Genomic DNA, 19610 nt, shown 5'->3' on the forward strand with positions numbered 1-19610 from the left:
ATTGAGGGGCCTCTTCGCGAGCAAGCCCGGCCCCACATCTTTCCCGCTATCATGTCGCCCATTTCCAGGGCCCCGCGCCCTCCTCTAGGTTAATGGCGAATCTGTTCATGCATACCCTTGCTCAATTGCGCGCCGGCGAGTTGTCGGGCATCACGCGGCTGGATCTGGCCGAAGGCCTGACCGAGTTTCCCCGGGAGATCTTCGATCTGGCGGATTCGCTGGAAGTGCTCAACCTCAGCGGCAATGCTCTGAGCGCGCTACCAGAGGACTTGCATCGCCTGACCCGTTTACGCGTGCTGTTCTGCTCCGATAACCGTTTCACCGAATTGCCGGCCTGTGTTGGCCAATGCGCTGCACTGACGATGATCGGCTTCAAGGCCAACCGTATCGCCCACGTGCCCGCAGCGGCACTGCCACCGCTGCTGCGCTGGCTGATCCTGACCGACAATTGCATCGAGACGCTGCCGAGCGCGTTGGGAGAGCGGCCATACCTGCAAAAGCTGATGCTTGCCGGTAACCGCCTGCAGGCGTTGCCGGAGTCGATGCACAATTGTCATCGGCTGGAGCTGATCCGCATCGCCGCCAACCAGTTCACTGACTTGCCACAATGGCTGCTGACGCTGCCAAGCCTGACCTGGCTGGCCTACGCCGGTAATCCGCTGGAAACCGAAGCCGATGCCGCCGCCCTCGATGCCACACCGCGCATTGACTGGTCGGCATTGCACCTGGAGAAAAAACTCGGCGAAGGGGCGTCCGGAGTGATTCATCAAGCTGTCTGGCAACCAACCGACCAACCGGCCATGCCAGTTGCGGTGAAGCTCTACAAGGGTGAAATGACCAGCGATGGCTCGCCGCTGCACGAGATGAACGCCTGCATCACCGCGGGTCTGCACCGGAATCTGATTCGCGTCGAAGGGCGGATTGTCGATCACCCGCAACAAACCGCCGGGCTGGTCATGCAGTTGGTCCCGCCGAGTTTTCGCAACCTCGCCAGCCTGCCGAGCCTGGCGTCGTGCAGCCGCGACATTTATGCCGAAGGCTTGCGTTTCAGTGCGGCGGTGGCGCTGCGCATTGCCTCGGGCATTGCCTCGGTGGCCGAACACTTGCACAACCACGGCATCACCCATGGCGATCTCTACGGGCACAATATTCTGTGGAATGAACAGGGCGATTGCTTGCTGGGGGATTTTGGCGCGGCGTCGTTCCACGGGATTTCCGACAGCCTGGAAAGCCGCGCCTTGCAGCGGATCGAGGTGCGGGCGTTCGGGGTGTTGCTGGGCGAACTGCTGGAGCGGGTTAGTTCGGGGTTGAGCGCCGAACAGCGTGGGATACTGGAAGATCTGCAACAGCGTTGCTGCCAGCCGCAAGTGCTGGTACGGCCGGGGTTCAGCGAAATCGTGCGGCAATTGGAAAGTCTGTGACCGCTGCGCGGTCAATCGCGAGCAAGCTCGCTCCCACAGGGTAGCGCTAAACCTGTGGGAGCGAGCTTGCTCCGGGCGGCGATCCGACGATGACGGTCTGTCAAACAACATGACCGTCATTGACACAAAGACTTAACCCGCCAACCCGACAAACATGTCCTGCACGTCGTCGTGGTTATCGAGGCCTTCGAGGAACGCTTCGACTTCCGCCATCTGCTCATCGCTCAGGCCGCTGACCGGGTTTTTCGGCTGGTAGCCCAGTTTGGCCGACAGCACAGTGAAGCCTTGTTCCGGCAGGGCTTTCTGCACCGCGTCGAGGTCGGTCGGTTCGGTCAGGAACAGGGTTGCACCCTCTTCACCCGGCTCGAAATCCTGTGCACCGGCTTCGATGGCGGCCATTTCCGGATCGGCGTCCGGGGTGTCCGGCGACGCTTCGATCATGCCGACGTGGTTGAAGTCCCAGGCCACCGAACCGGAAGCCCCCAGCTGACCCTTGCGGAACGCCACGCGGATCTCGGCGACGGTGCGATTGATGTTGTCGGTCACGCACTCAACGATCAACGGCACCTGATGCGGGGCGAACCCTTCATAGGTCACGCGATGGTATTGCACGGTTTCGCCCAGCAGGCCCGCGCCCTTCTTGATGGCACGATCCAGTGTTTCCTTGGGCATCGAAGCTTTCTTGGCCTGTTCAACCACCAGGCGCAAGTGCGCGTTGGTAGCAGTATCAGCGCCGTTGCGCGCGGCAATGGTGATTTCTTTCACCAGTTTACCGAAGATCTTGCCCTTGGCATTGGCTGCCGCTTCTTTGTGTTTAACCTTCCACTGTGCGCCCATTTCTCACTCTCTTATCTGTGGCATCTGTGGCGCCGAGACATCTATTGGCCGACGCTTTGCACAAGTTTATACGGCCTAAAGTTGGCAATCGACCAAAAAATCCCGACTTGCATCGACATCTTCACCAGCGGTTGTAGGGCAATTCGGAAATGTCGCTTTACCGTGCCCGCAATGCGCCGGGGTTTCGTACGCTTTGCACCCTACTCCACAGCGGTAGCGCGTTCGATGCACAACGACAAGGAAAGTCCCACCACCCTGACGCTTCTCGAAGACGACCTGAACTTCCAGGTGGTCCGATTCAGTGGTCATGAAGCTCTCAACCAGCCCTATCGATTCGACATCGAGGTGATCGGGCTGGCACCAGCCCTGATCCTTGAGCGATTGCTGCACCAACCGGCGTTCCTCGAATTCGGCCACGATCAAGGCATTCATGGCGTGCTGGACAGCGCCAGTTGTGAACATCGAAGCGGGCACCGGGTCGCTTACAAGCTGGTGCTGGTGCCTCGTGTCCAGGTGCTGGAACAGCAACGATGCCGACGTATTTTCCAGCACGCCAGCGTGCCCATGATCCTGCGCCAATTGCTGGAGGAACATGGGTTGCCCGCCAGCAGCTATCGCTTTGAACTGGCAACCAGGCACTATCCCCTGCGACCTTTTTGCATTCAGTACGAAGAATCCGACCTGGCGTTGCTGCAACGGCTGTGTGAGGAAGAAGGCATCCACTATCACTTCGAGCATCAACGCGACGGCCATGTGCTGGTGCTGGCCGACGACAGCCTGAGTTTTCCCCAGGAGCCACTGCTCATGTCGATGAGCGGCGGCGCCCCCGGCGAACACCAGGAACCGGTGATCAGCGAACTGTTCCAGCGCCATGACGCCACGCTCTCCCCTGTGCGTCCAGGCGCCAGGAATCCGGGTGCAGCGGACATCAGCGAAGGCGCAGCCAATCACTCGTTCGCCACGGCGAGGCACTGTCCCGCTGGCGAGCAACAACATCGCGACCAGCTCAGCCGTCGACAACTGGAACGCCTGCGCTGCCGTCACCAGCAGATCCACGGTCAAAGTAACCAGGGGGCATTACGCAGTGGCCGGATCCTGCAAGTGGCCGAGCACCCGCTGGCGAATTTCAATGATCAGTGGCTGGTTACCGAAATCCGCCATCAGGGGTGTCAGTCATCCATTCTGCTCGACGACACACCGGGCACGGCCTCGGGTTACCGCAATCAATTCAGCGCCATCCCCTGGTCGACGGTATTCAGGCCAGCGCTCAAACAACCCAGGCCGAGTATCCCCGGGTATCAGCCCGGTCGCGTGTGCGGCCCGGTCGGGCAACCGGCGGCAGTGGACGAGGATGGCCGGGTTCAGGTGAACCTCTGGCCCGCCACGCAACCAGACGCTGAAGAGTCCAACGGCCTGTGGCTACCGCTGGCGCTGACCACCGCCGAGGACTGGATCGATCCGGCCCGCTTGCCCGTGGCTGGCAGCGAGGTACTGGTGATTTTCCTCGACAGTGACCCGGATCGCCCGGTGCTTTGTACGGCCATGGGCCCTCGGCCACAACCTCACCGCCCTCGCCCGCATGAGCCCCGTGGCGATACCCGCCTGCTGTTCGACTGGCTGCTCACCCGCTCGGACCCTGCACCCTGACGCTCAACCCTTGTCAGCCTTGCCGGCTGCAGCAGCGAACTTCGCCAGACGCACGTCCAGATGCCGTGGCCGATGCCCGTGATCCTCCGCGCGCTCCTTGCGGCGGATGGCGTTGCGCACCATCAGCGAGCCGATATAGCGAATCGGCTCCGGCGGGAAAAAGCCCAGAGGGCCATTGACCAGCGGCGAACGGGTCCAGGGGTTGTCCAGGCCTTGAACCATCGACGCCAGAATCTGCCCGCCCATGTGGCAGGGGCCGACGCCGCTGCCGGAATAGCCGAAACCGTAAAACACATTGCCACTGGCGCTCATCTGCCCGAAGAACGGCAGCCCGGTCACCGATCGATCCGATGGACCGTTCCAGGTCGCCTCGACCTTGACGTCGGCAAACGCCGGGAAGAAATCCGCGAGACTGCTCTGCAACAGGCCGGCATAAGGCGATGGCTGATCGAACACCGGCAGCATGCGCCCGCCATAGGCAAAGGTGTTGCCGCCCTTGCCGAGCATGATCCGGCCGTCCGGCGTGTTGTGGTAGTAGTGCACGAAAATCCGCGAATCGAGCACCGTGACGCCGCTGGTCAGGCCGATTTCGTCGAGTAAATCCGGCCGAGGCTCGGTGATCAGCATGTCGCTGGAAACGATCGCCACGCTGCGTTCGAACTGCGGAAACGCCCGGGCCATCCAGGCGTTCATCGCCAGCACCACGCGGTCGGCGCGAATGGTGCCCTTGGGGGTTTGAATGCCCGCCGGCCGGCCCTCCTCCAGCCCGGTCATCGCGGTGTTTTCATGAATCCTCACCCCCAGTTGCAGGGCTACCCGGCGCAAGCCACGCACCAGTTTGCCCGGCTGCACACTGGCCGCGGCCGGGGAAAACCAGCCCTCCAGGTGTTTGCTGGAACCGGCCATGCGCTGCACATCGGCCACTGGCCGCTGGGTGAACGAGTTGATGCCGTTGCGCTCCAGCGCCTCGATCACAGCGTCGGTCGAGCCGACCTGAGCGCGATTGGTCGCGGTGTAGAGGGTGCCATCGAGGCGGTAATCGGCGTCCACCCCATATTGTTCGCAGAAGGCGCCGATGGCATGGATGCTGCGCTCCGACTCCTTGACCAGACGCACGGCTTCTTCGACACCGAACAAACGTTCGAGGGTGAAATACTTGGCCGACCACGACAACGCACAACCGCCATTGCGTCCACTGGCCCCGGCACCGCAGATGTCCGCTTCGATCAGCAACACATCCAGTTCGGGGTTCTGCTCCTTGAGCATGATCGCGGTCCACAACCCGGTGTAACCACCGCCGACGATACAGACATCGGCGCGGGCGTCGCCTTCCAGTGGCGGACAGGTTTCGGATGCATCAGCCTTCAAGGCCTGGTCCAGCCAAAAGGGTCTCATGGGGTCAATCTCCGGTCAGTGGCCCACACGCCGGCCTGCCGCAGGTGCAGCAGGCGACGAGGGACAGGATTCAGGTACGCAGGGGTTTGATAGTCATCGCTTGATTGGGCACATAGGCGAAGTGAGTGCCCAGGCCACCGGGGCGGCTGTTCCAGTGCGGGATCAATACCAGCGCCGAGAACATGGCGCAGCCGGCGAAGACGATGAACACGGTAACGGTGTCGAAGTAGCCTGGCAGCAGCCCGCCGAGAATCGCCCCGACCGAACCGCAGCCGTTGACGAAACCGGCTGCCGTGGCGCCGGCCTTGGCGGTGCCGAAGTCGATGGCGGCCGCGCCGCTGATCATCGAGTCCGGTCCGTAGAGGGTCAGGCCCATGACGAACAGCAGCGCCACCACCAGCAGCACGCTGCCGGTATGCAGGGCGCCCATGAAAAACGCCAGGGACACCGTCAGCGCCAACAGGCTGATCACGCAGGCCGGCATGCGCCGGGCGCCGAACAGTTTGTCCGAGGCCAGGCCAATCAGGATCGGCCCGAGCAACCCGGCCAGCTCGAACGCAGTCGGAATGATCGCCGCGCCGACCTTGCCCACCGAAGGCATCTGTTCGAAGACGATCACCGGCCCCCACAGCAGAATCGCGTAGCGCGCCGGCTTGAGCATGAAGTACGCCAATCCCAATACCAGCACCGTGCGGTTGCGCAGGATTTCCTTCAAAGGCTCCCACATGCTGATTTTGCTTTGCGCCTCGGCTTGTTCGGCGGTCAGCTCAGGCTCCGGCTCCACCGCCGGCAAGCCGACGTCTTCCGGTTTGTTGCGTTGGAAAATAAAAAACAGCACGGCGACCAGCCCAACCACCGCCGCACTGGAAATGAACGCCGCATGCCAGCTGCCGATGAGCGTGTACGCCCACCAACCGGCAAACGGCGAGGCTACCAGACCGCCAAAGGCGTAGCAGGAACTCCACAGGCCCAATACCCGTCCGCGTTGCTCGGAGGGAAAGAAGCTGCCGAGGTTCTTGCACAGCCCCGACCAACCGGTGGACTGCGCCAGGCCTTGTATCAGCATGCAGGTAGCGAAAATCGGTAACGTTGCGAAGTTGCCCATCACCAGCGCCGCGGCGGCGGAAATCAGCAACCCGCCGAGCACCACAACTCGCGGGCCAAAACGGTCTGCGAGGATGCCCCAGGTGAACTGACCGACGGCGTAAGCCGTCAGGTAGATGGCGTCGAGGTTGGCCATGGCCATTTTGTCGAGCATGAAGGTCGGGTCTTCGCCAATACCGAGCTTGGCGACCGAGAATGCTTTGCGGGTGAAATAGAACGCGGCGTAGGCGAGCCAGGTGATCGCGAAGATCTGCACGCGCCAACGCTTGATGGTGCCGATGTGCTTGTTCATTGTGGTTCTGACCTCAGGGTGTGAGTGTGCCGGCAGAATTGGAAGAAAACGCCTGTGTTTTTATTGTTGAGCACTGCGATATCGCCCTGTCCCTACGGCGGATACCGGTCAGATGAGTCCTGTAGTTGCACGCACAGGCTCATGGCACCCGCTGCTGTTCGACTGACCAGTCAACGGGGCTGAGGTGGATAAAAACAATTACTGATTAATAAGTGAAATCGATTTATCGTATTTCAAATATAAGTTCAGCTTGTTACTGGAGATTCCCATGTCGGTGTCCCACGCCCAGCTCAAAGCTTTCCACGCCGTGGCGGTCCATGGAAGCTTTACCAAGGCCGCCGAACGCCTGTTTCTGACGCAACCGGCGATTTCCGACCAGGTGCGCAAGCTCGAAGAGCGCTACGGGGTTTTGCTGTTTCACCGCAACAAACGCTCGGTGCGCCTGACCGATCTGGGCGAGCGTCTGTTGAGCGTTACCCAGCGGCTTTTCGTGATCGAGGCGGAAGCCCAGGAACTGCTTCAGGAATCCCAGGCCTTGCAGACCGGCAGCCTGATTCTGGCGGTGGATGCACCGGTGCACGTGCTGCCGCAGATTGCCCGGTTCTGCGAACGCTACCCCGGGATCAGCGTGAAGATCGAAACCGGCAACACCGATGAGTCGCTGTTTCGACTGTTCAACTATCAGGCCGACCTTGCATTGCTGGGCCGTGATGTCAGCGATGAACGCCTGATTTCACTGCCCCTGCGCAACGACCCGATGGTGGCGTTCGTGTCGCGCAATCATCCGTGGGCCGACCGCGAATCCATCACCCTCGCCGACCTCGACGACACGCCACTGGTATTGCGGGAAATCGGTTCGGTGACCCGGCAGACGCTGGAGGAGGAAATGGCGGGGGCCGGGTTTCGCATTCGGCCGGCGATTCAGGTTGAAGGTCGCGAGGCAGCGCGGGAGGCGGTGGTGGTGGGGATTGGCGTGGGCGTGGTATCGGCTGCCGAGTTTGGCGCGGATTCGCGTGTGTGTGCGCTGCCGATTATCGATTGCAAACGCAGGCTGACAGAAACCCTGGTGTGCTTGCGCGAACAGAGTTCGCGGCGGGTGGTGGCGACGTTTCTTGAGATGGTGCGCGAGAGTCTTGTGTAGGCAGGTCCGGCCCCATCGCGAGCAAGCCACGCTCCCACAGGTATTGGGTCGTACACAAAATCGGCGAACGTGCATAAATCCCTGTGGGAGCGAGCTTGCTCGCGATTCAGGCAACTCGGTCTACCTGACGGGCGCCAACCCGAAAAACGCCTGAATCAAGCGCAAATCCCGCCGCCGCTCCATACAACCAATCATGTGCCGATTCACCAACCCCTCGCCAATGATCGGCACCGCCGCCACCCGTGGATCGTGGCTGACCTCCACCGACGACACCACCCCCACCCCCAGTTCGGCGGCCACCGCCTCGGTCACCGCTTCGCGGCTGTCCAGTTCCAGCAACACCCGTGGATTGACCCTGGCCTGGGCGCAAGCCTCATCGAAGGTGCGCCGGGTGATCGAACTCGGTTCGCGCAGCACCATGATCACCTGATCCAGTTCCTTGAGCTGCACGCCTTTAGTCTTCTGCGCCCAAGGATGCCCGTCGGGCACCAGTGCGCAAATCCGCGATTCGTTCAGCGCCTGAAGATGCAGGCCCTTGCGCGGCTCGACCTCGGTCAGCACCGCCACGTCGGCATGTTCGGACAGCAGCGCCGCCAGGGTTTCCTGGGCGTTGCCCAGGCGCAGGTTCACCGTGATCCCCGGATAGCGCGCCCGCAAGCTGGCGAGCATGGGCATGACCATGTGCGGGCCGTCCGCCGCCACCTCCAGACGCCCGGTCAGCAATTGCCGGTTGGCTTCGAGCATCACCTGCGCCTCTTCGGCCAGGCCGAACATCGCCCGGGTGATTGCCGCCAGTTTGGTGCCCTCCTCCGTCAGCTCCACCCGTCGGGCGGTGCGGCGCAGCAGGGTGATCTGGTAGTGCTCCTCCAGGGCCTTGATGTGCCCGGTGACCGCCGGCTGGCTGATGAACAGCCGCGCCGCCGCCCGGGTAAAACTGCCTTCCCGGGCCACGGCATCGAAGGCGCGGAGCTGAAACAGGTTCATGAATAACCCTCACTGATGGCTGGCATAACAATAAACAATTTGATTGATAACACGGCAAATTGCAATTTAAGCCCCGTAGCTTCATCCCATCGATTGCGAGGACACGAGAATGAGTACTGCCGAACCCATCCTGCTCACCCCCGGCCCGTTGACCACGTCGCCCCGCACCCGTCAGGCGATGATGATCGACTGGGGTTCATGGGATGACCGCTTCAATCAACTGACCGCCAGCCTCTGCGAGCAACTGCTGGCCATCATCAACGGCACTGCCACCCACCACTGCGTGCCTTTGCAAGGCAGCGGCACCTTCGCGGTCGAGGCAGCGATCGGCACGCTGGTGCCTCGGGACGGCAAGATTCTGGTCCTGATCAACGGCGCCTACGGCAAACGCCTGGCGAAAATCTGCGAAGTACTGGGCCGCTCCTTCAGTACCTTCGAAACCGCAGAAGATGAGCCGACCACCGCCGCCGACGTCGACCGCCTGCTACGTGCCGATCTAGACATTACCCATGTCGCCCTGATTCACTGCGAAACCAGTACCGGCATCCTCAATCCGCTGCCAGAGATCGCCCAAGTAGTGGCGCAACACGGCAAGCGCCTGATCATCGACGCCATGAGCTCCTTCGGCGCCCTGCCCGTGGATGCGCAGCAAGTGCCGTTCGACGCACTGATCGCCGCCTCGGGCAAATGCCTGGAGGGCGTGCCGGGCATGGGTTTTGTCTTCGCTCGCAAAGAATCCCTGGCCAGCGCCGCCGGCAACTCGCATTCGCTGGCGATGGACTTGCAGGACCAGCACGCCTACATGGCCAAGACCGGCCAGTGGCGCTTCACCCCGCCGACCCATGTGGTCGCGGCGCTGCACGAAGCCCTGCTGCAATACAACGAAGAAGGCGGCTTGCCGGCGCGGCACGAACGCTACGCCGCCAACTGCCAGGCATTGATGGAAGAGATGGGCAAACTGGGGCTGCGCAGCTTCCTGCCGACGGCTATCCAGGCGCCGATCATCGCCACCTTCCACGCCCCGAAAGATCCGCGCTACGCGTTCAAAGAATTCTACGAGCGGGTCAAGGCCAAGGGCTACATCCTCTACCCCGGCAAACTGACCCAGGTCGAAACCTTCCGCGTCGGCTGCATCGGCCATGTCAACCCGGCGCAAATGCGCGAAGCGGTGGCCGCGATTGGCGAGGTTCTGCGCGAGATGGAAGTCCTCGACATCTAAACCACACCACATTCCCTGTGGGAGCAAGCTTGCTCGCGATGAGGCCCGATCAGTCGACACACATGTTGAATGTAAGACCGCTATCGCGAGCAAGCTCGCTCCCACAGAAAAGCTGAATTTCCGAATAGATCGATATCACAGGAATCCAAACGCCATGAACTACGCCAACCCAACCAAGCTGCAAGCCGCCATCCTCGACTGGGCCGGCACCGTGGTCGACTTCGGCTCCTTCGCCCCGACGCAGATTTTCGTCGAGGCTTTCGCCGAGTTCGACGTCCAGGTGTCCATCGAAGAAGCCCGTGGCCCGATGGGCATGGGCAAGTGGGACCATATCCGCACCCTGTGCGACCTGCCGGAAGTTGCCGAGCGTTATCGCAAAGTGTTCGGCCGCACGCCGACCGACGATGACGTCACTGCGATCTACCAGCGTTTCATGCCGCTGCAGATCGAAAAAATCGCCGAGCACTCGGCACTGATCCCCGGCGCGCTGGAGACCATCGCCAACCTGCGCCAGCAAGGGGTCAAGATCGGCTCCTGCTCCGGTTACCCGAAACAGGTCATGGACAAAGTGGTCGAACTGGCCGCCACCAACGGCTACGTGGCCGATCACGTGGTCGCCACCGATGAAGTCCCGAATGGTCGTCCATGGCCCGCCCAGGCGCTGGCCAATGTCATCGCCCTGGGCATCGACGATGTCGCCGCGTGCGTGAAGATCGATGACACCGTGCCGGGCATTCTCGAAGGTCGCCGCGCCGGCATGTGGACCGTGGCGCTGATCTGCTCGGGCAACGCCCTGGGCCTGGACTACGAAGGTTATCGCGCCTTGGGCCGCGACCAACTGGACAGCGAGCGCAAGCGCATCCACGGGATGTTCGAAGGTTCACGCCCGCATTACATGATCGACACCATTACCGATCTGCCGGAAGTGATCGCCGACATCAACAAGCGCCTGGCCAACGGCGAAATGCCACAGTCGAGCTAAAAAACGCAACGCCCCCCCTGTAGGAGCGAGCTTGCTCGCGATGGTCTCAAGAATGCCGCGGTTACCCAGTGGGTATGCGTCATCGTTGGCGACCATCGCGAGCAAGCTCGCTCCTACAAGGTTTTTCTCTGCCTTTACCCGAACCCGAGCATCCAGCGACCAATCGCCTCAGGCAAATCCGGTGAAACAGGATTACAGTTAACGCACACCGTCGGACAAGAACGGTGGCTTTAAACCGGACCTCTGAGGAACACCCCATGCCGTGGAAAAACTCTGAGTCGCGCTACAGTACCGTATCGATCGCGCTGCATTGGCTGATGCTGGTCCTGCTGGTCCTGGTTTACGCCTGTATCGAGTTTCGCGGATTCTTTCCCAAGGGCAGTGGCGCGCGCACGCTGATCGTCGAATCACACTTCATGCTCGGCCTGACCGTATTCGTTCTGGTCTGGCTGCGGTTGTTCGCACGCAGCCTCGGCCCGGCGCCGCAGATCTTCCCGGCCTCGCCGCACTGGCAAACGACACTGGCCAGGCTGATGCACTGGGCGCTGTACATTTTCATGATCGTCACGCCGATTCTCGGGTGGCTGGTCACCAGCGCCAAAGGCAATCAGGTGATGTTCTACGGTGTAGACCTGCCGATGCTGGTAGCGGAAAACAAGGACCTGGCCAAACAGCTCCAGGGCTGGCATGAGCTCGGCGGCACTATCGGCTATTGGCTGGTCGGCCTGCATGCCGTGGCCGGGTTGTATCACCATTATGTGGTGGGCGATAACACATTGCTGCGGATGATGCCCAAGCGGGTAAACCGCGACGCCTGAACTTGACCGCTCCCACATTGGTTTTCGGTGACTTTCAGGTTTGTGAATTGAATCCCCGCCACCCCTGCAAGCCGCCAGTGTGGACGAAGATCAGCCGCGTGCCCCGGGCGAACTTGCCCGCTTCCACTTGGTGCTTGAGTGCCAGCAGTGCCTTGCCGGTATACAGCGGCTCCAGTGGAATATTTCCCACCTGCTCCGTCTTTTCAATAAAGTCGAGCAGCAACGGATCAACCTTGGCAAACCCGCCGCGACTGGCCTCGAACAGCTCATACACTGCATCGACCACCCCCGCTTCCTGCACGATCCGCTCGACCTGCTGCGCCACTCCGTGGTCATCAGGCACGGCCAGGGCACCATATACCGGATGATCCCCCGCTTCGGCCAGCACCAGGCCGGCCAGGGTCGTGCCGGTTCCGCAGGCCAGCCACCAGCCGTCATAGTCATTCCAGCCCAAGCCCGCCAATTGGGTACAAACCCTGGCCCGCAATTGCATGCAACCTTCAGCACCGGGTAATCCACCTCCGCCTTCAGGCACCGGATGCAATGTCGGATAGCGGGTTTGCCAGGGTTGCCAGAAACCCGCTTCATGCCTCGCTCGATAGCCTGCGTAGCCCAGCCAGTGCAGCTCCATGCCGAACGCCTGCAAGTCCTTGACCGTCGGGGTTTGCTGAGGATGCCCGCGCAACAGGCCGACAGTGGAAAAGCCGAATCGCTTGCCCGCCGCCGCCAACGCATGAAGATGATTGGAGTGCGCGCCACCGAGACTGATGATGCCTTCGGCACCCAGACGGTCGGCGGTCTTCAGGTGTTCGATGAGCTTGAACCATTTGTTGCCGCTGATCAGCGGATCGATCCGGTCCAGCCGCAGGACTGCCACTTCGATGCCGGCTTGAGTGAGCCAGTCGAGGTGAAGGGGGTCGAGGGGGGCCTGGGATAACCAGGTTGAGGGTGGGAGAAGCATCAATGCCGGCTCTGGGTGAAGAGCCAGCATCTTAACAGCTGACTTGTGGCGAGGGGGCTTGCCCCCGTTGGGGTGCGAAGCGGCCCCAATACGACTGCTTCGCAGCCGAACGGGGGCAAGCCCCCTCGCCACAGAGTTTTGTGAACAGCCTGATTACGTGAATTACAACTGCGCCGCCAACCGCGACCCCTGATTGATCGCCCTCTTGGCATCCAGCTCTGCCGCGACATCCGCGCCGCCGATCAGGTGCACGCTCTGCCCCGCCGCCGCCAGGCCTTCATGCAACTCGCGCAGCGGATCCTGCCCGGCGCAAATCACGATGTTGTCCACTGGCAGCACCTGAGCTTCGCCGGTTTCGCCGATGCGGATGTGCAGGCCTTCGTCGTCGATCTTCAGGTATTCAACGCTGTTGAGCATCTGCACCTGTTTGTTCTTAAGGCCCGTGCGATGAATCCAGCCGGTGGTCTTGCCCAGGCCGTCGCCGACCTTGGACGTCTTGCGTTGCAGCAGGAACACCTCGCGGGCCGGCGCATGGGGCGCGGCCTTGATACCGGCGACACCGCCGCGCGCTTCAAGGTGTGTATCGATGCCCCATTCCTTCCAGAACGCGGCGCGATCCTGACTGGTGGCGACGCCTTCATGCACAAGGAACTCGGAAACGTCGAAACCGATACCACCGGCACCAATCACCGCGACGCGCTTGCCGACCGGTTTGCGCTCCAGGATCACGTCCAGGTAGCTCAGCACCTTGGCGTTTTCCACCCCTGGAATGGCCGGCACACGCGGCGCAATGCCGGTGGCCAGAATGATCTCGTCGTAGCCACCCTCGACCAGTCCGGCCACGTCGACGCGGGTGTTCAGGCACACCTCGACGTTGGTGGTCTGCAACTTGCGGTTGAAGTAGCGAATGGTTTCGTAGAACTCTTCCTTGCCCGGAACGCGCTTGGCAATGTTGAACTGACCGCCGATTTCGCTGGCCGAATCGAACAGCGTCACCTGATGGCCACGCTCGGCGGCCACGGTCGCGGCGGACAGACCGGCAGGGCCGGCACCGACCACGGCAATTTTCTTCAGTTGCTGCACGGGCAGATAGTTGAGCTCGGTTTCGTGGCAGGCACGCGGGTTCACCAGGCAACTGGTCAGCTTGCCGCCGAAGGTGTGGTCGAGGCAGGCCTGGTTGCAACCGATGCAGGTGTTGATTTCATCGGCACGACCTTCAGCGGCTTTGTTGACGAAATCCGGGTCGGCGAGGAACGGCCGTGCCATGGACACCATGTCGGCATCGCCCTCGGCCAGGATCTGCTCGGCGACTTCCGGGGTGTTGATACGGTTGGTGGTGATCAGCGGAATATTGACCGAACCCCGCAACTTGGCCGTAACCTTGCTGAACGCCGCGCGCGGCACTTTGGTGGCGATGGTCGGAATCCGCGCTTCGTGCCAGCCGATACCGGTGTTGATGATGGTCGCGCCGGCCTGCTCGATGGCCTTGGCCAGTTGAACGATCTCTTCCCAGGTGCTGCCGCCTTCAACCAGGTCGAGCATCGACAGACGGAAAATGATGATGAAGTTCGGGCCTACCGCTTCACGCACGCGACGAACGATCTCCACCGGCAGGCGCATGCGGTTTTCATAGCTGCCACCCCAGCGGTCGGTACGGTGGTTGGTATGGGCGGCGAGGAACTGGTTAATGAAATAACCTTCGGAACCCATGATTTCCACGCCGTCGTACTCGGCGGTTTGCGCCAGTGCCGAGCAGGTGACGAAATCGCTGATCTGCTTCTCGATGCCTTCCTCGTCCAGCTCCCTGGGCTTGAACGGGTTGATCGGTGCCTGGATCGCACTTGGCGCAACCTGTTTCGGGCTGTAGGCATAACGACCGGCATGGAGGATCTGCATGCAGATCTTGCCGCCCGCGTCATGCACGGCACGGGTGACGATACGGTGCTTGAGCGCTTCTTCTTCGGTCGTCAGCTTGGCCGCGCCGGAATACACGCCACCCTCGTCATTCGGGCCGATACCGCCGGTGACCATCAGGCCGACACCGCCACGGGCACGCTCGGCAAAGTACGCCGCCATGCGCTCGAAGCCACCCGGTTTCTCTTCAAGGCCAGTGTGCATCGACCCCATCAGGGTGCGATTGCGCAGCGTGGTGAACCCCAGGTCCAGCGGAGCCAACAGGTGCGGGTATTGAGCGGCGGTCATCGGTAACTCCACATCGAGCGATCACGGAAAGTGCGGGAGCTCTGCGGCCCCCATCAGTCATGTTCGACAGACTAAGAGTCGTGCCGTCATCCCTCAATGACCGTAAATGACAACTTATTGATCGAAATGAGCAGCAACATTGGGCTAACGGGAATGACTCAAAACAAAAACGACCTGCGGTCATGAGTTTTCACTTCGATTGGAATTATTTGCATTAAGAATGGAATCAGCCAGCCATAGCCAGCCGTGTCGCGGGAACGTTAAAAACCAGCATGGACGCCGTGTGTGAAATGTTTTATGTCGTGATGTCGGGCCATTGCCAGAGGAGTTTTCGCGGTGCGGCGCTGAATGGCGGCACTCTGAAGCACACCTCCAACTGGGCTACACGCTTGGCCGTGGCCAGACCTGAACCGCAATTCATGTACGACGCACTTTTAGAAGCATTTGTTTTTTGGGTGACGCGAGCACGTAATCCGACAACACAAAACCAAAAAGTAAAAACAACGCAATCTTTGACACGATATATTCCAGAAAAAACAATTTAAACTAACTGGAAGACAATATAACCACCCACTTATGGCGAAAAAACAGAAATTGTCTCACTCATACCCAGCAGAGGTACTAAATCGAAGAGCGGAACTCATCCGTTTTTCCCAGCTCAGCGTTGTGGATTTTAACTTTCTATTCGCCTGCAACACCCTGCTGAGGTCCTGGGCAATCGACGAAAGGACCACAAGCCCATTTCCTTGTAGATATCGTATTGATGGTCTAGATATAACTACAAAATAAAACCTCCACACAATATCAGAATGACATTAAATAAGAGGGATCTTATGCACCTTGCGCTTAGTGCAGGAAAAAATGGACTTCTTCAAGTGGGGGCGTTGTCGCTTTTAAGTCTGGCAGTACAACAGGCGCAAGCGGCTTGCGTACTCACTCCCGGCCCCGGCGTCGATGCGTATGTCTGCGACAGTGGCAGCAGCCCTGTCGGCCTGACCGACCTGCTGGGCAACAACATCCTGACCCTCCCGATTGACGGCACCGGTACCATCAACGGCAACATTGTTACCGGGGCTGGCACCGACCTCGTCGACATGAACTCCGGACGAATCGTCGGCAGCATCACTCAGGGTGATGGTGCCGATCGCTTCCGTATCAGTGCCGGTGCGGTCACGGGTGCGGTTTCCCAAGGCAATGGCATCGATGACTTTGTGATGAGTGGCGGGCAGATCCAGTCTCTGGCTCAAGGCGACGGCCGCGACACCTTCCTGATGACCGGCGGCACCATCGTCGGCGCCTTTGAAGATGGCGACGTGGCGCAGCAAACCAGCGGCACCATCGGCCGCGTCGACATGAAACTGGACAACAACATCTATGACATGTCCGGCGGCTCGATCCTTGGCAACCTCGTCACCGGATTTGGTACCGACTGGATTATCGTCACCGGGGGTACGATTGGCGGCAATATCAGTGTCAGCGGCGGCGACGACCGCATCACTGTCAGCGGCGGCGTGATAAACGGCGAGATCCGCACCAGCCTCGGCAACGACACCTTCAACTGGCTCAATGGCGGCCAGATCAAGTCCGCCGTGCTGATGGGTGATGGTAACGATACCGCGCTGCTCAGCGGCCTGACCGAAAGCCTGTTGAGCGCCACCCCATCGATCGACGGCGGCCTGGGCAATGATCAATTGACCTTCGACAACACCACTTCCAACACGGCCTCCCGCTACATCGGTTGGGAAACCGTCAACCTCAACAACAATTCGCACTTTGACCTGGCTGGCGACTTTTTCCTCGGCGACAGCGCCAGTAATGCCGGCACGGTTTCCATCGACAACACCAGCGTGCTGGCGGTGACCCAAGGCAGCATCCGACCCTACACCGCCGGCCAGCGGGCGACCCTCATCAACGCCGGCACCATCGACATGACCACCGGCAGCAACAGCGCCGCGGACTCGCTGACGGTGTACGGCAACTACGTCGGCAACAACGGCCAGCTGTGGCTGCAAACCGTGCTCGGCGACGATACTTCCGCCACTGACAAACTGGTGGTCTCCGACGGCAGCATCAGCGGCAATACCCAATTGGCGGTGACCAATCTCAGTGGCCTGGGCGGCCTGACGCAAAGCAACGGGATCGAAGTGGTGCAGGCGCTCAACGGCGCAGTCAGCACTACCGATGCCTTTGCCCTGAAAGGCTCGGTTTCTGCCGGGGCCTATGAGTACTATCTGTTCAAGGGGGGTGTAACGGCAGGCTCGGAAAACAACTGGTACCTGCGCTCTTCGGTGGTCGCGGTGCAACCACCCGTTGTGCCGCCACAGCCGCCGGTACCGCCCGTGGTGGTGCCAGAGCCACCGATTCCGCCCGTACCGCCGGTAGTAGGCCCGGATGAACCACCGGTTGAACCGCCAACACCGCAACCCGTTGCGCCAGTCGAGCCCCCCGCGACACCGCCAACCCAGGTCCCCGCCGAAGTATCACCGGAGCCTGCCGCCACCACTCCGCCGCTGCCAACGGCGGTGGCGGGTGCCGATCCTATTCCACTGTACCGCCTGGAGGTGCCCGTGTATTCGGTGGTGGTGCCAGCCGCGCAGTTGATGACTTTGCAAGCGTTGGGCACGTTCCACGACCGCCAGGGCGAACAAAGCCTGTTGAGCGAAACCGGTGCCGTCCCGGCCGGTTGGGGTCGTGCCTATGGCCGCGATTTCAACAAGAGCTGGACCGGCACCGTGTCCCCCAGCTTCGACGGTTCTACCAAGGGCTATCAAGTGGGCCATGACCTGTATGCCTCCGAAACCAGCGGCGGGCAGATCCAACGCTTCGGCCTGTTCGTCGGCCAGAGCCGCTTGCAGGGCGATGTCAAAGGTTTCGCCGAGGGCTTCCAGGACCGTCGTTCGGGGCGGGTCGAACTCGACGGCGACAACTTCGGCGCCTATTGGACCCTCACCGATCCAACCGTGGGCTGGTACGTTGACCTTGTGGCCATGGGCACGCGCCTGGATGGCGATAACAAATCCGACCGTGGGGTGAAAATGGACAGCAAGGGCCATGCATTGGCGTTGTCCACCGAAGCCGGCTATCCGATTGCAATTTCCGAGCACTGGGTGGTGGAGCCACAGGTCCAGGTGATCAACCAGCAGATCGATATGGACAGCCAGAACGACGGTATTTCCAAGGTCTCGTTCGACTCCCAGGACTACTGGACCGGTCGCCTCGGTGCACGCCTGAAAGGGCGCTACCTGGTACAGAACACGCCCATCGAGCCCTACGTCCGGGCGAACACCTGGCGCACCTTTGGCGGCAGTGACACCGTGACCTATGATGACGTGGACCGGATCAAGAGTGATCACAAATCGTCCTCTGCCGATCTCGGAGTGGGTGTGGTGGCGCGGTTATCGTCAACGGTCAGCGTGTACCTGGCGGCGGATTACAACACCAATCTGGACACCAATGCCCTGGAAGGCGTGAGTGGCAATGCGGGGGTGAGGGTGAGTTGGTAAGCGAGGCCGCTCGTATGGTTATCACCCCCATTACGGCCGTTCTGTAATTAAAGAATGGTGCCCTGCAGACTGTATGAAAACCGATCAACAAGGGTGATGCTCAACGAAGATGCTCTGTATCGAAAGATAGGGAGCATCTGCATCCAGGAAGGAGTAGCGCCAGCATCGTCAGGAACCCGAACGCAATCAGCAACGGATAAGCCATCAACAGAATCAATAGCTGTTATACATCCCACAACTCGCGCAATAGCGAGCAGCTCTCATCCAGAGCAAACTCCAATTGCGAATTTCACGGTGATCCAGCCACCCTTTCAGGTAGACAGAAACTCAGGATTAACTGAAAAAACAGGATATCAAGCAAGTCAATCAATCAATCAATCAATCGTCAGCGAGTGGAACTGCACGGAGTCAAAGTACATCGAATGGCGAACATCTTGAAACGGCACATCCGCTAATTGTGGTCATGCTCAAAACCCGAAGTAAACAAATGCCATAGCTGCCGCCATACCCCATGCGACCAACGCCATTACCGTTGAATTGTGCGCTGACCAGGATTCGTCCAATCGCTGTAAGCCGAACTTCGAAAAGCCAGCCTCGTCATAACAGCAATGCATGATCGCCCGGTAGGTATATCGCAGGCCGGCCAACAGAAACAGGGTAATCAGACCAAGGACAAGTCCATGCCTGATAGTTGGTTTAACCCATTCCACAAGGTGATCCTGTTCGCAAGCAACGCTGTCGACTTCCACAAGGGTTATTTGCTGAAAGTCCGTCGAAGACCGCTTTTGACCAATCTGGATCAGCGCCTGTTGCTCCAGATCCAGCGCCTGATACTTCCAGAGCGTTGATGACCCTTCTCGGCAGAACGTAAACGCAGCAGGACTTGAGATGGCGATAATACAAGCGTCGTTGATGTGCAGTTTTTTCAGCGTTTCCGTGGCTGACCTGGTGAAATCCAGGTCGAACACCGGATTAACCCCGGTAGCAGAAGCAGCGATCGAAACCAATAGACCGCTCAACAGGCAGATGGCTGAAGTGTTCAAGGCCGGGTTTCCTTTTTCATTGTTTCTTTGATTTCGCAGTTCGGTTCCAACCTGCTTTGAT

General features: G+C 60.4%; 15 protein-coding genes. 8 read left to right on the plus strand and 7 right to left on the minus strand.

All coding sequences use genetic code 11. From position 1 onward, the window contains the following. Window positions 1-107 precede the first annotated feature (107 nt). Complete coding sequence (locus tag AC1RDQ_RS02435; protein WP_492586166.1) at window positions 108-1421, plus strand: leucine-rich repeat-containing protein kinase family protein; 1314 nt, start codon at window positions 108-110, stop codon at window positions 1419-1421. 132 nt (window positions 1422-1553) lie between these two features. Here AC1RDQ_RS02435 and AC1RDQ_RS02440 read toward each other — a convergent pair whose 3' ends face one another. Continuing rightward, on the minus strand, window positions 1554-2258 hold the full coding sequence (locus AC1RDQ_RS02440) for a YebC/PmpR family DNA-binding transcriptional regulator (protein ID WP_056854673.1): 705 nt from the start codon (window positions 2256-2258) through the stop codon (window positions 1554-1556). A 225-nt stretch (window positions 2259-2483) separates the two neighbouring features. On the opposite strand from AC1RDQ_RS02440, the gene AC1RDQ_RS02445 reads away from it, so the two are divergent. Beyond that, window positions 2484-3905, plus strand: coding sequence for a type VI secretion system Vgr family protein (locus AC1RDQ_RS02445; protein ID WP_492586396.1), 1422 nt, complete (start codon window positions 2484-2486; stop codon window positions 3903-3905). Between the two features lie 3 nt (window positions 3906-3908). Here AC1RDQ_RS02445 and AC1RDQ_RS02450 read toward each other — a convergent pair whose 3' ends face one another. Together AC1RDQ_RS02450 and AC1RDQ_RS02455 are read right to left on the minus strand one after the other, a co-directional pair. Continuing rightward, window positions 3909-5300: an FAD-dependent oxidoreductase gene (locus AC1RDQ_RS02450; protein ID WP_492586168.1), complete on the minus strand. Its 1392-nt coding sequence runs from the start codon at window positions 5298-5300 to the stop codon at window positions 3909-3911. A gap of 70 nt (window positions 5301-5370) precedes the next feature. Further along, a complete protein-coding gene (locus tag AC1RDQ_RS02455; protein ID WP_057714112.1) occupies window positions 5371-6696 on the minus strand; it encodes an MFS transporter in 1326 nt (441 codons plus the stop codon). 268 nt (window positions 6697-6964) lie between these two features. Here AC1RDQ_RS02455 and AC1RDQ_RS02460 point away from each other — a divergent pair, with 268 nt between their 5' ends. Continuing rightward, on the plus strand, window positions 6965-7837 hold the full coding sequence (locus AC1RDQ_RS02460) for a LysR family transcriptional regulator (protein ID WP_057714111.1): 873 nt from the start codon (window positions 6965-6967) through the stop codon (window positions 7835-7837). 120 nt (window positions 7838-7957) lie between these two features. Here the strand turns inward: AC1RDQ_RS02460 and AC1RDQ_RS02465 are convergent, their stop codons facing one another. Beyond that, window positions 7958-8821 (minus strand): LysR substrate-binding domain-containing protein, encoded by an 864-nt coding sequence (locus AC1RDQ_RS02465; protein WP_154861372.1) that lies wholly within the window; start codon window positions 8819-8821, stop codon window positions 7958-7960. Window positions 8822-8930: 109 nt separating this feature from the next. Between AC1RDQ_RS02465 and AC1RDQ_RS02470 the strand changes: the two genes are divergently transcribed. The 3 genes from AC1RDQ_RS02470 to AC1RDQ_RS02480 all read left to right on the plus strand — a co-directional run bounded on the left by AC1RDQ_RS02470 (window position 8931) and on the right by AC1RDQ_RS02480 (window position 11840). Next, window positions 8931-10040: a 2-aminoethylphosphonate--pyruvate transaminase gene (locus AC1RDQ_RS02470; protein ID WP_492586170.1), complete on the plus strand. Its 1110-nt coding sequence runs from the start codon at window positions 8931-8933 to the stop codon at window positions 10038-10040. A gap of 154 nt (window positions 10041-10194) precedes the next feature. Next, window positions 10195-11022, plus strand: a complete 828-nt coding sequence (gene phnX, locus AC1RDQ_RS02475; RefSeq protein WP_492586171.1) for a phosphonoacetaldehyde hydrolase — start codon at window positions 10195-10197, stop codon at window positions 11020-11022. Between the two features lie 257 nt (window positions 11023-11279). Beyond that, the gene (locus AC1RDQ_RS02480; protein WP_492586173.1) at window positions 11280-11840 is read left to right on the plus strand and encodes a cytochrome b; all 561 of its coding nucleotides are present in this window, start codon (window positions 11280-11282) and stop codon (window positions 11838-11840) included. Window positions 11841-11874: 34 nt separating this feature from the next. Here the strand turns inward: AC1RDQ_RS02480 and AC1RDQ_RS02485 are convergent, their stop codons facing one another. Further along, window positions 11875-12801 carry a 1-aminocyclopropane-1-carboxylate deaminase/D-cysteine desulfhydrase gene (locus AC1RDQ_RS02485; RefSeq protein ID WP_492586175.1) on the minus strand — a complete coding sequence of 309 codons (927 nt, stop codon included), beginning with the start codon at window positions 12799-12801 and terminating at the stop codon, window positions 11875-11877. A gap of 162 nt (window positions 12802-12963) precedes the next feature. Then, on the minus strand, window positions 12964-15003 hold the full coding sequence (locus AC1RDQ_RS02490; protein ID WP_492586176.1) for an oxidoreductase: 2040 nt from the start codon (window positions 15001-15003) through the stop codon (window positions 12964-12966). 272 nt (window positions 15004-15275) lie between these two features. Between AC1RDQ_RS02490 and AC1RDQ_RS02495 the strand changes: the two genes are divergently transcribed. Together AC1RDQ_RS02495 and AC1RDQ_RS02500 are read left to right on the plus strand one after the other, a co-directional pair. Then, complete coding sequence (locus AC1RDQ_RS02495; protein ID WP_489338893.1) at window positions 15276-15548, plus strand: hypothetical protein; 273 nt, start codon at window positions 15276-15278, stop codon at window positions 15546-15548. Between the two features lie 288 nt (window positions 15549-15836). Continuing rightward, the gene (locus AC1RDQ_RS02500; RefSeq protein WP_492586178.1) at window positions 15837-18506 is read left to right on the plus strand and encodes an autotransporter family protein; all 2670 of its coding nucleotides are present in this window, start codon (window positions 15837-15839) and stop codon (window positions 18504-18506) included. Between the two features lie 467 nt (window positions 18507-18973). Here AC1RDQ_RS02500 and AC1RDQ_RS02505 read toward each other — a convergent pair whose 3' ends face one another. Then, window positions 18974-19549 carry a hypothetical protein gene (locus AC1RDQ_RS02505; protein ID WP_223504073.1) on the minus strand — a complete coding sequence of 192 codons (576 nt, stop codon included), beginning with the start codon at window positions 19547-19549 and terminating at the stop codon, window positions 18974-18976. Window positions 19550-19610 lie beyond the last annotated feature (61 nt).

Source organism: Pseudomonas sp. GW823-FHT02E01 (assembly GCF_058797535.1).

What these genes read in the sequence shown, in the direction of transcription:
- AC1RDQ_RS02495 (WP_489338893.1), top strand. Translation starts at nt 15,276, where the DNA reads ATGGACGCCGTGTGTGAAATGTTTTATGTCGTGATGTCGGGCCATTGC.
- AC1RDQ_RS02485 (WP_492586175.1), bottom strand. Translation starts at nt 12,801, where the DNA reads ATGCTTCTCCCACCCTCAACCTGGTTATCCCAGGCCCCCCTCGACCCC.
- AC1RDQ_RS02490 (WP_492586176.1), bottom strand. Translation starts at nt 15,003, where the DNA reads ATGACCGCCGCTCAATACCCGCACCTGTTGGCTCCGCTGGACCTGGGG.
- AC1RDQ_RS02450 (WP_492586168.1), bottom strand. Translation starts at nt 5,300, where the DNA reads ATGAGACCCTTTTGGCTGGACCAGGCCTTGAAGGCTGATGCATCCGAA.
- AC1RDQ_RS02440 (WP_056854673.1), bottom strand. Translation starts at nt 2,258, where the DNA reads ATGGGCGCACAGTGGAAGGTTAAACACAAAGAAGCGGCAGCCAATGCC.
- AC1RDQ_RS02500 (WP_492586178.1), top strand. Translation starts at nt 15,837, where the DNA reads ATGCACCTTGCGCTTAGTGCAGGAAAAAATGGACTTCTTCAAGTGGGG.
- AC1RDQ_RS02480 (WP_492586173.1), top strand. Translation starts at nt 11,280, where the DNA reads ATGCCGTGGAAAAACTCTGAGTCGCGCTACAGTACCGTATCGATCGCG.
- AC1RDQ_RS02470 (WP_492586170.1), top strand. Translation starts at nt 8,931, where the DNA reads ATGAGTACTGCCGAACCCATCCTGCTCACCCCCGGCCCGTTGACCACG.
- AC1RDQ_RS02465 (WP_154861372.1), bottom strand. Translation starts at nt 8,821, where the DNA reads ATGAACCTGTTTCAGCTCCGCGCCTTCGATGCCGTGGCCCGGGAAGGC.
- AC1RDQ_RS02445 (WP_492586396.1), top strand. Translation starts at nt 2,484, where the DNA reads ATGCACAACGACAAGGAAAGTCCCACCACCCTGACGCTTCTCGAAGAC.
- AC1RDQ_RS02455 (WP_057714112.1), bottom strand. Translation starts at nt 6,696, where the DNA reads ATGAACAAGCACATCGGCACCATCAAGCGTTGGCGCGTGCAGATCTTC.
- AC1RDQ_RS02435 (WP_492586166.1), top strand. Translation starts at nt 108, where the DNA reads ATGCATACCCTTGCTCAATTGCGCGCCGGCGAGTTGTCGGGCATCACG.
- phnX (WP_492586171.1), top strand. Translation starts at nt 10,195, where the DNA reads ATGAACTACGCCAACCCAACCAAGCTGCAAGCCGCCATCCTCGACTGG.
- AC1RDQ_RS02460 (WP_057714111.1), top strand. Translation starts at nt 6,965, where the DNA reads ATGTCGGTGTCCCACGCCCAGCTCAAAGCTTTCCACGCCGTGGCGGTC.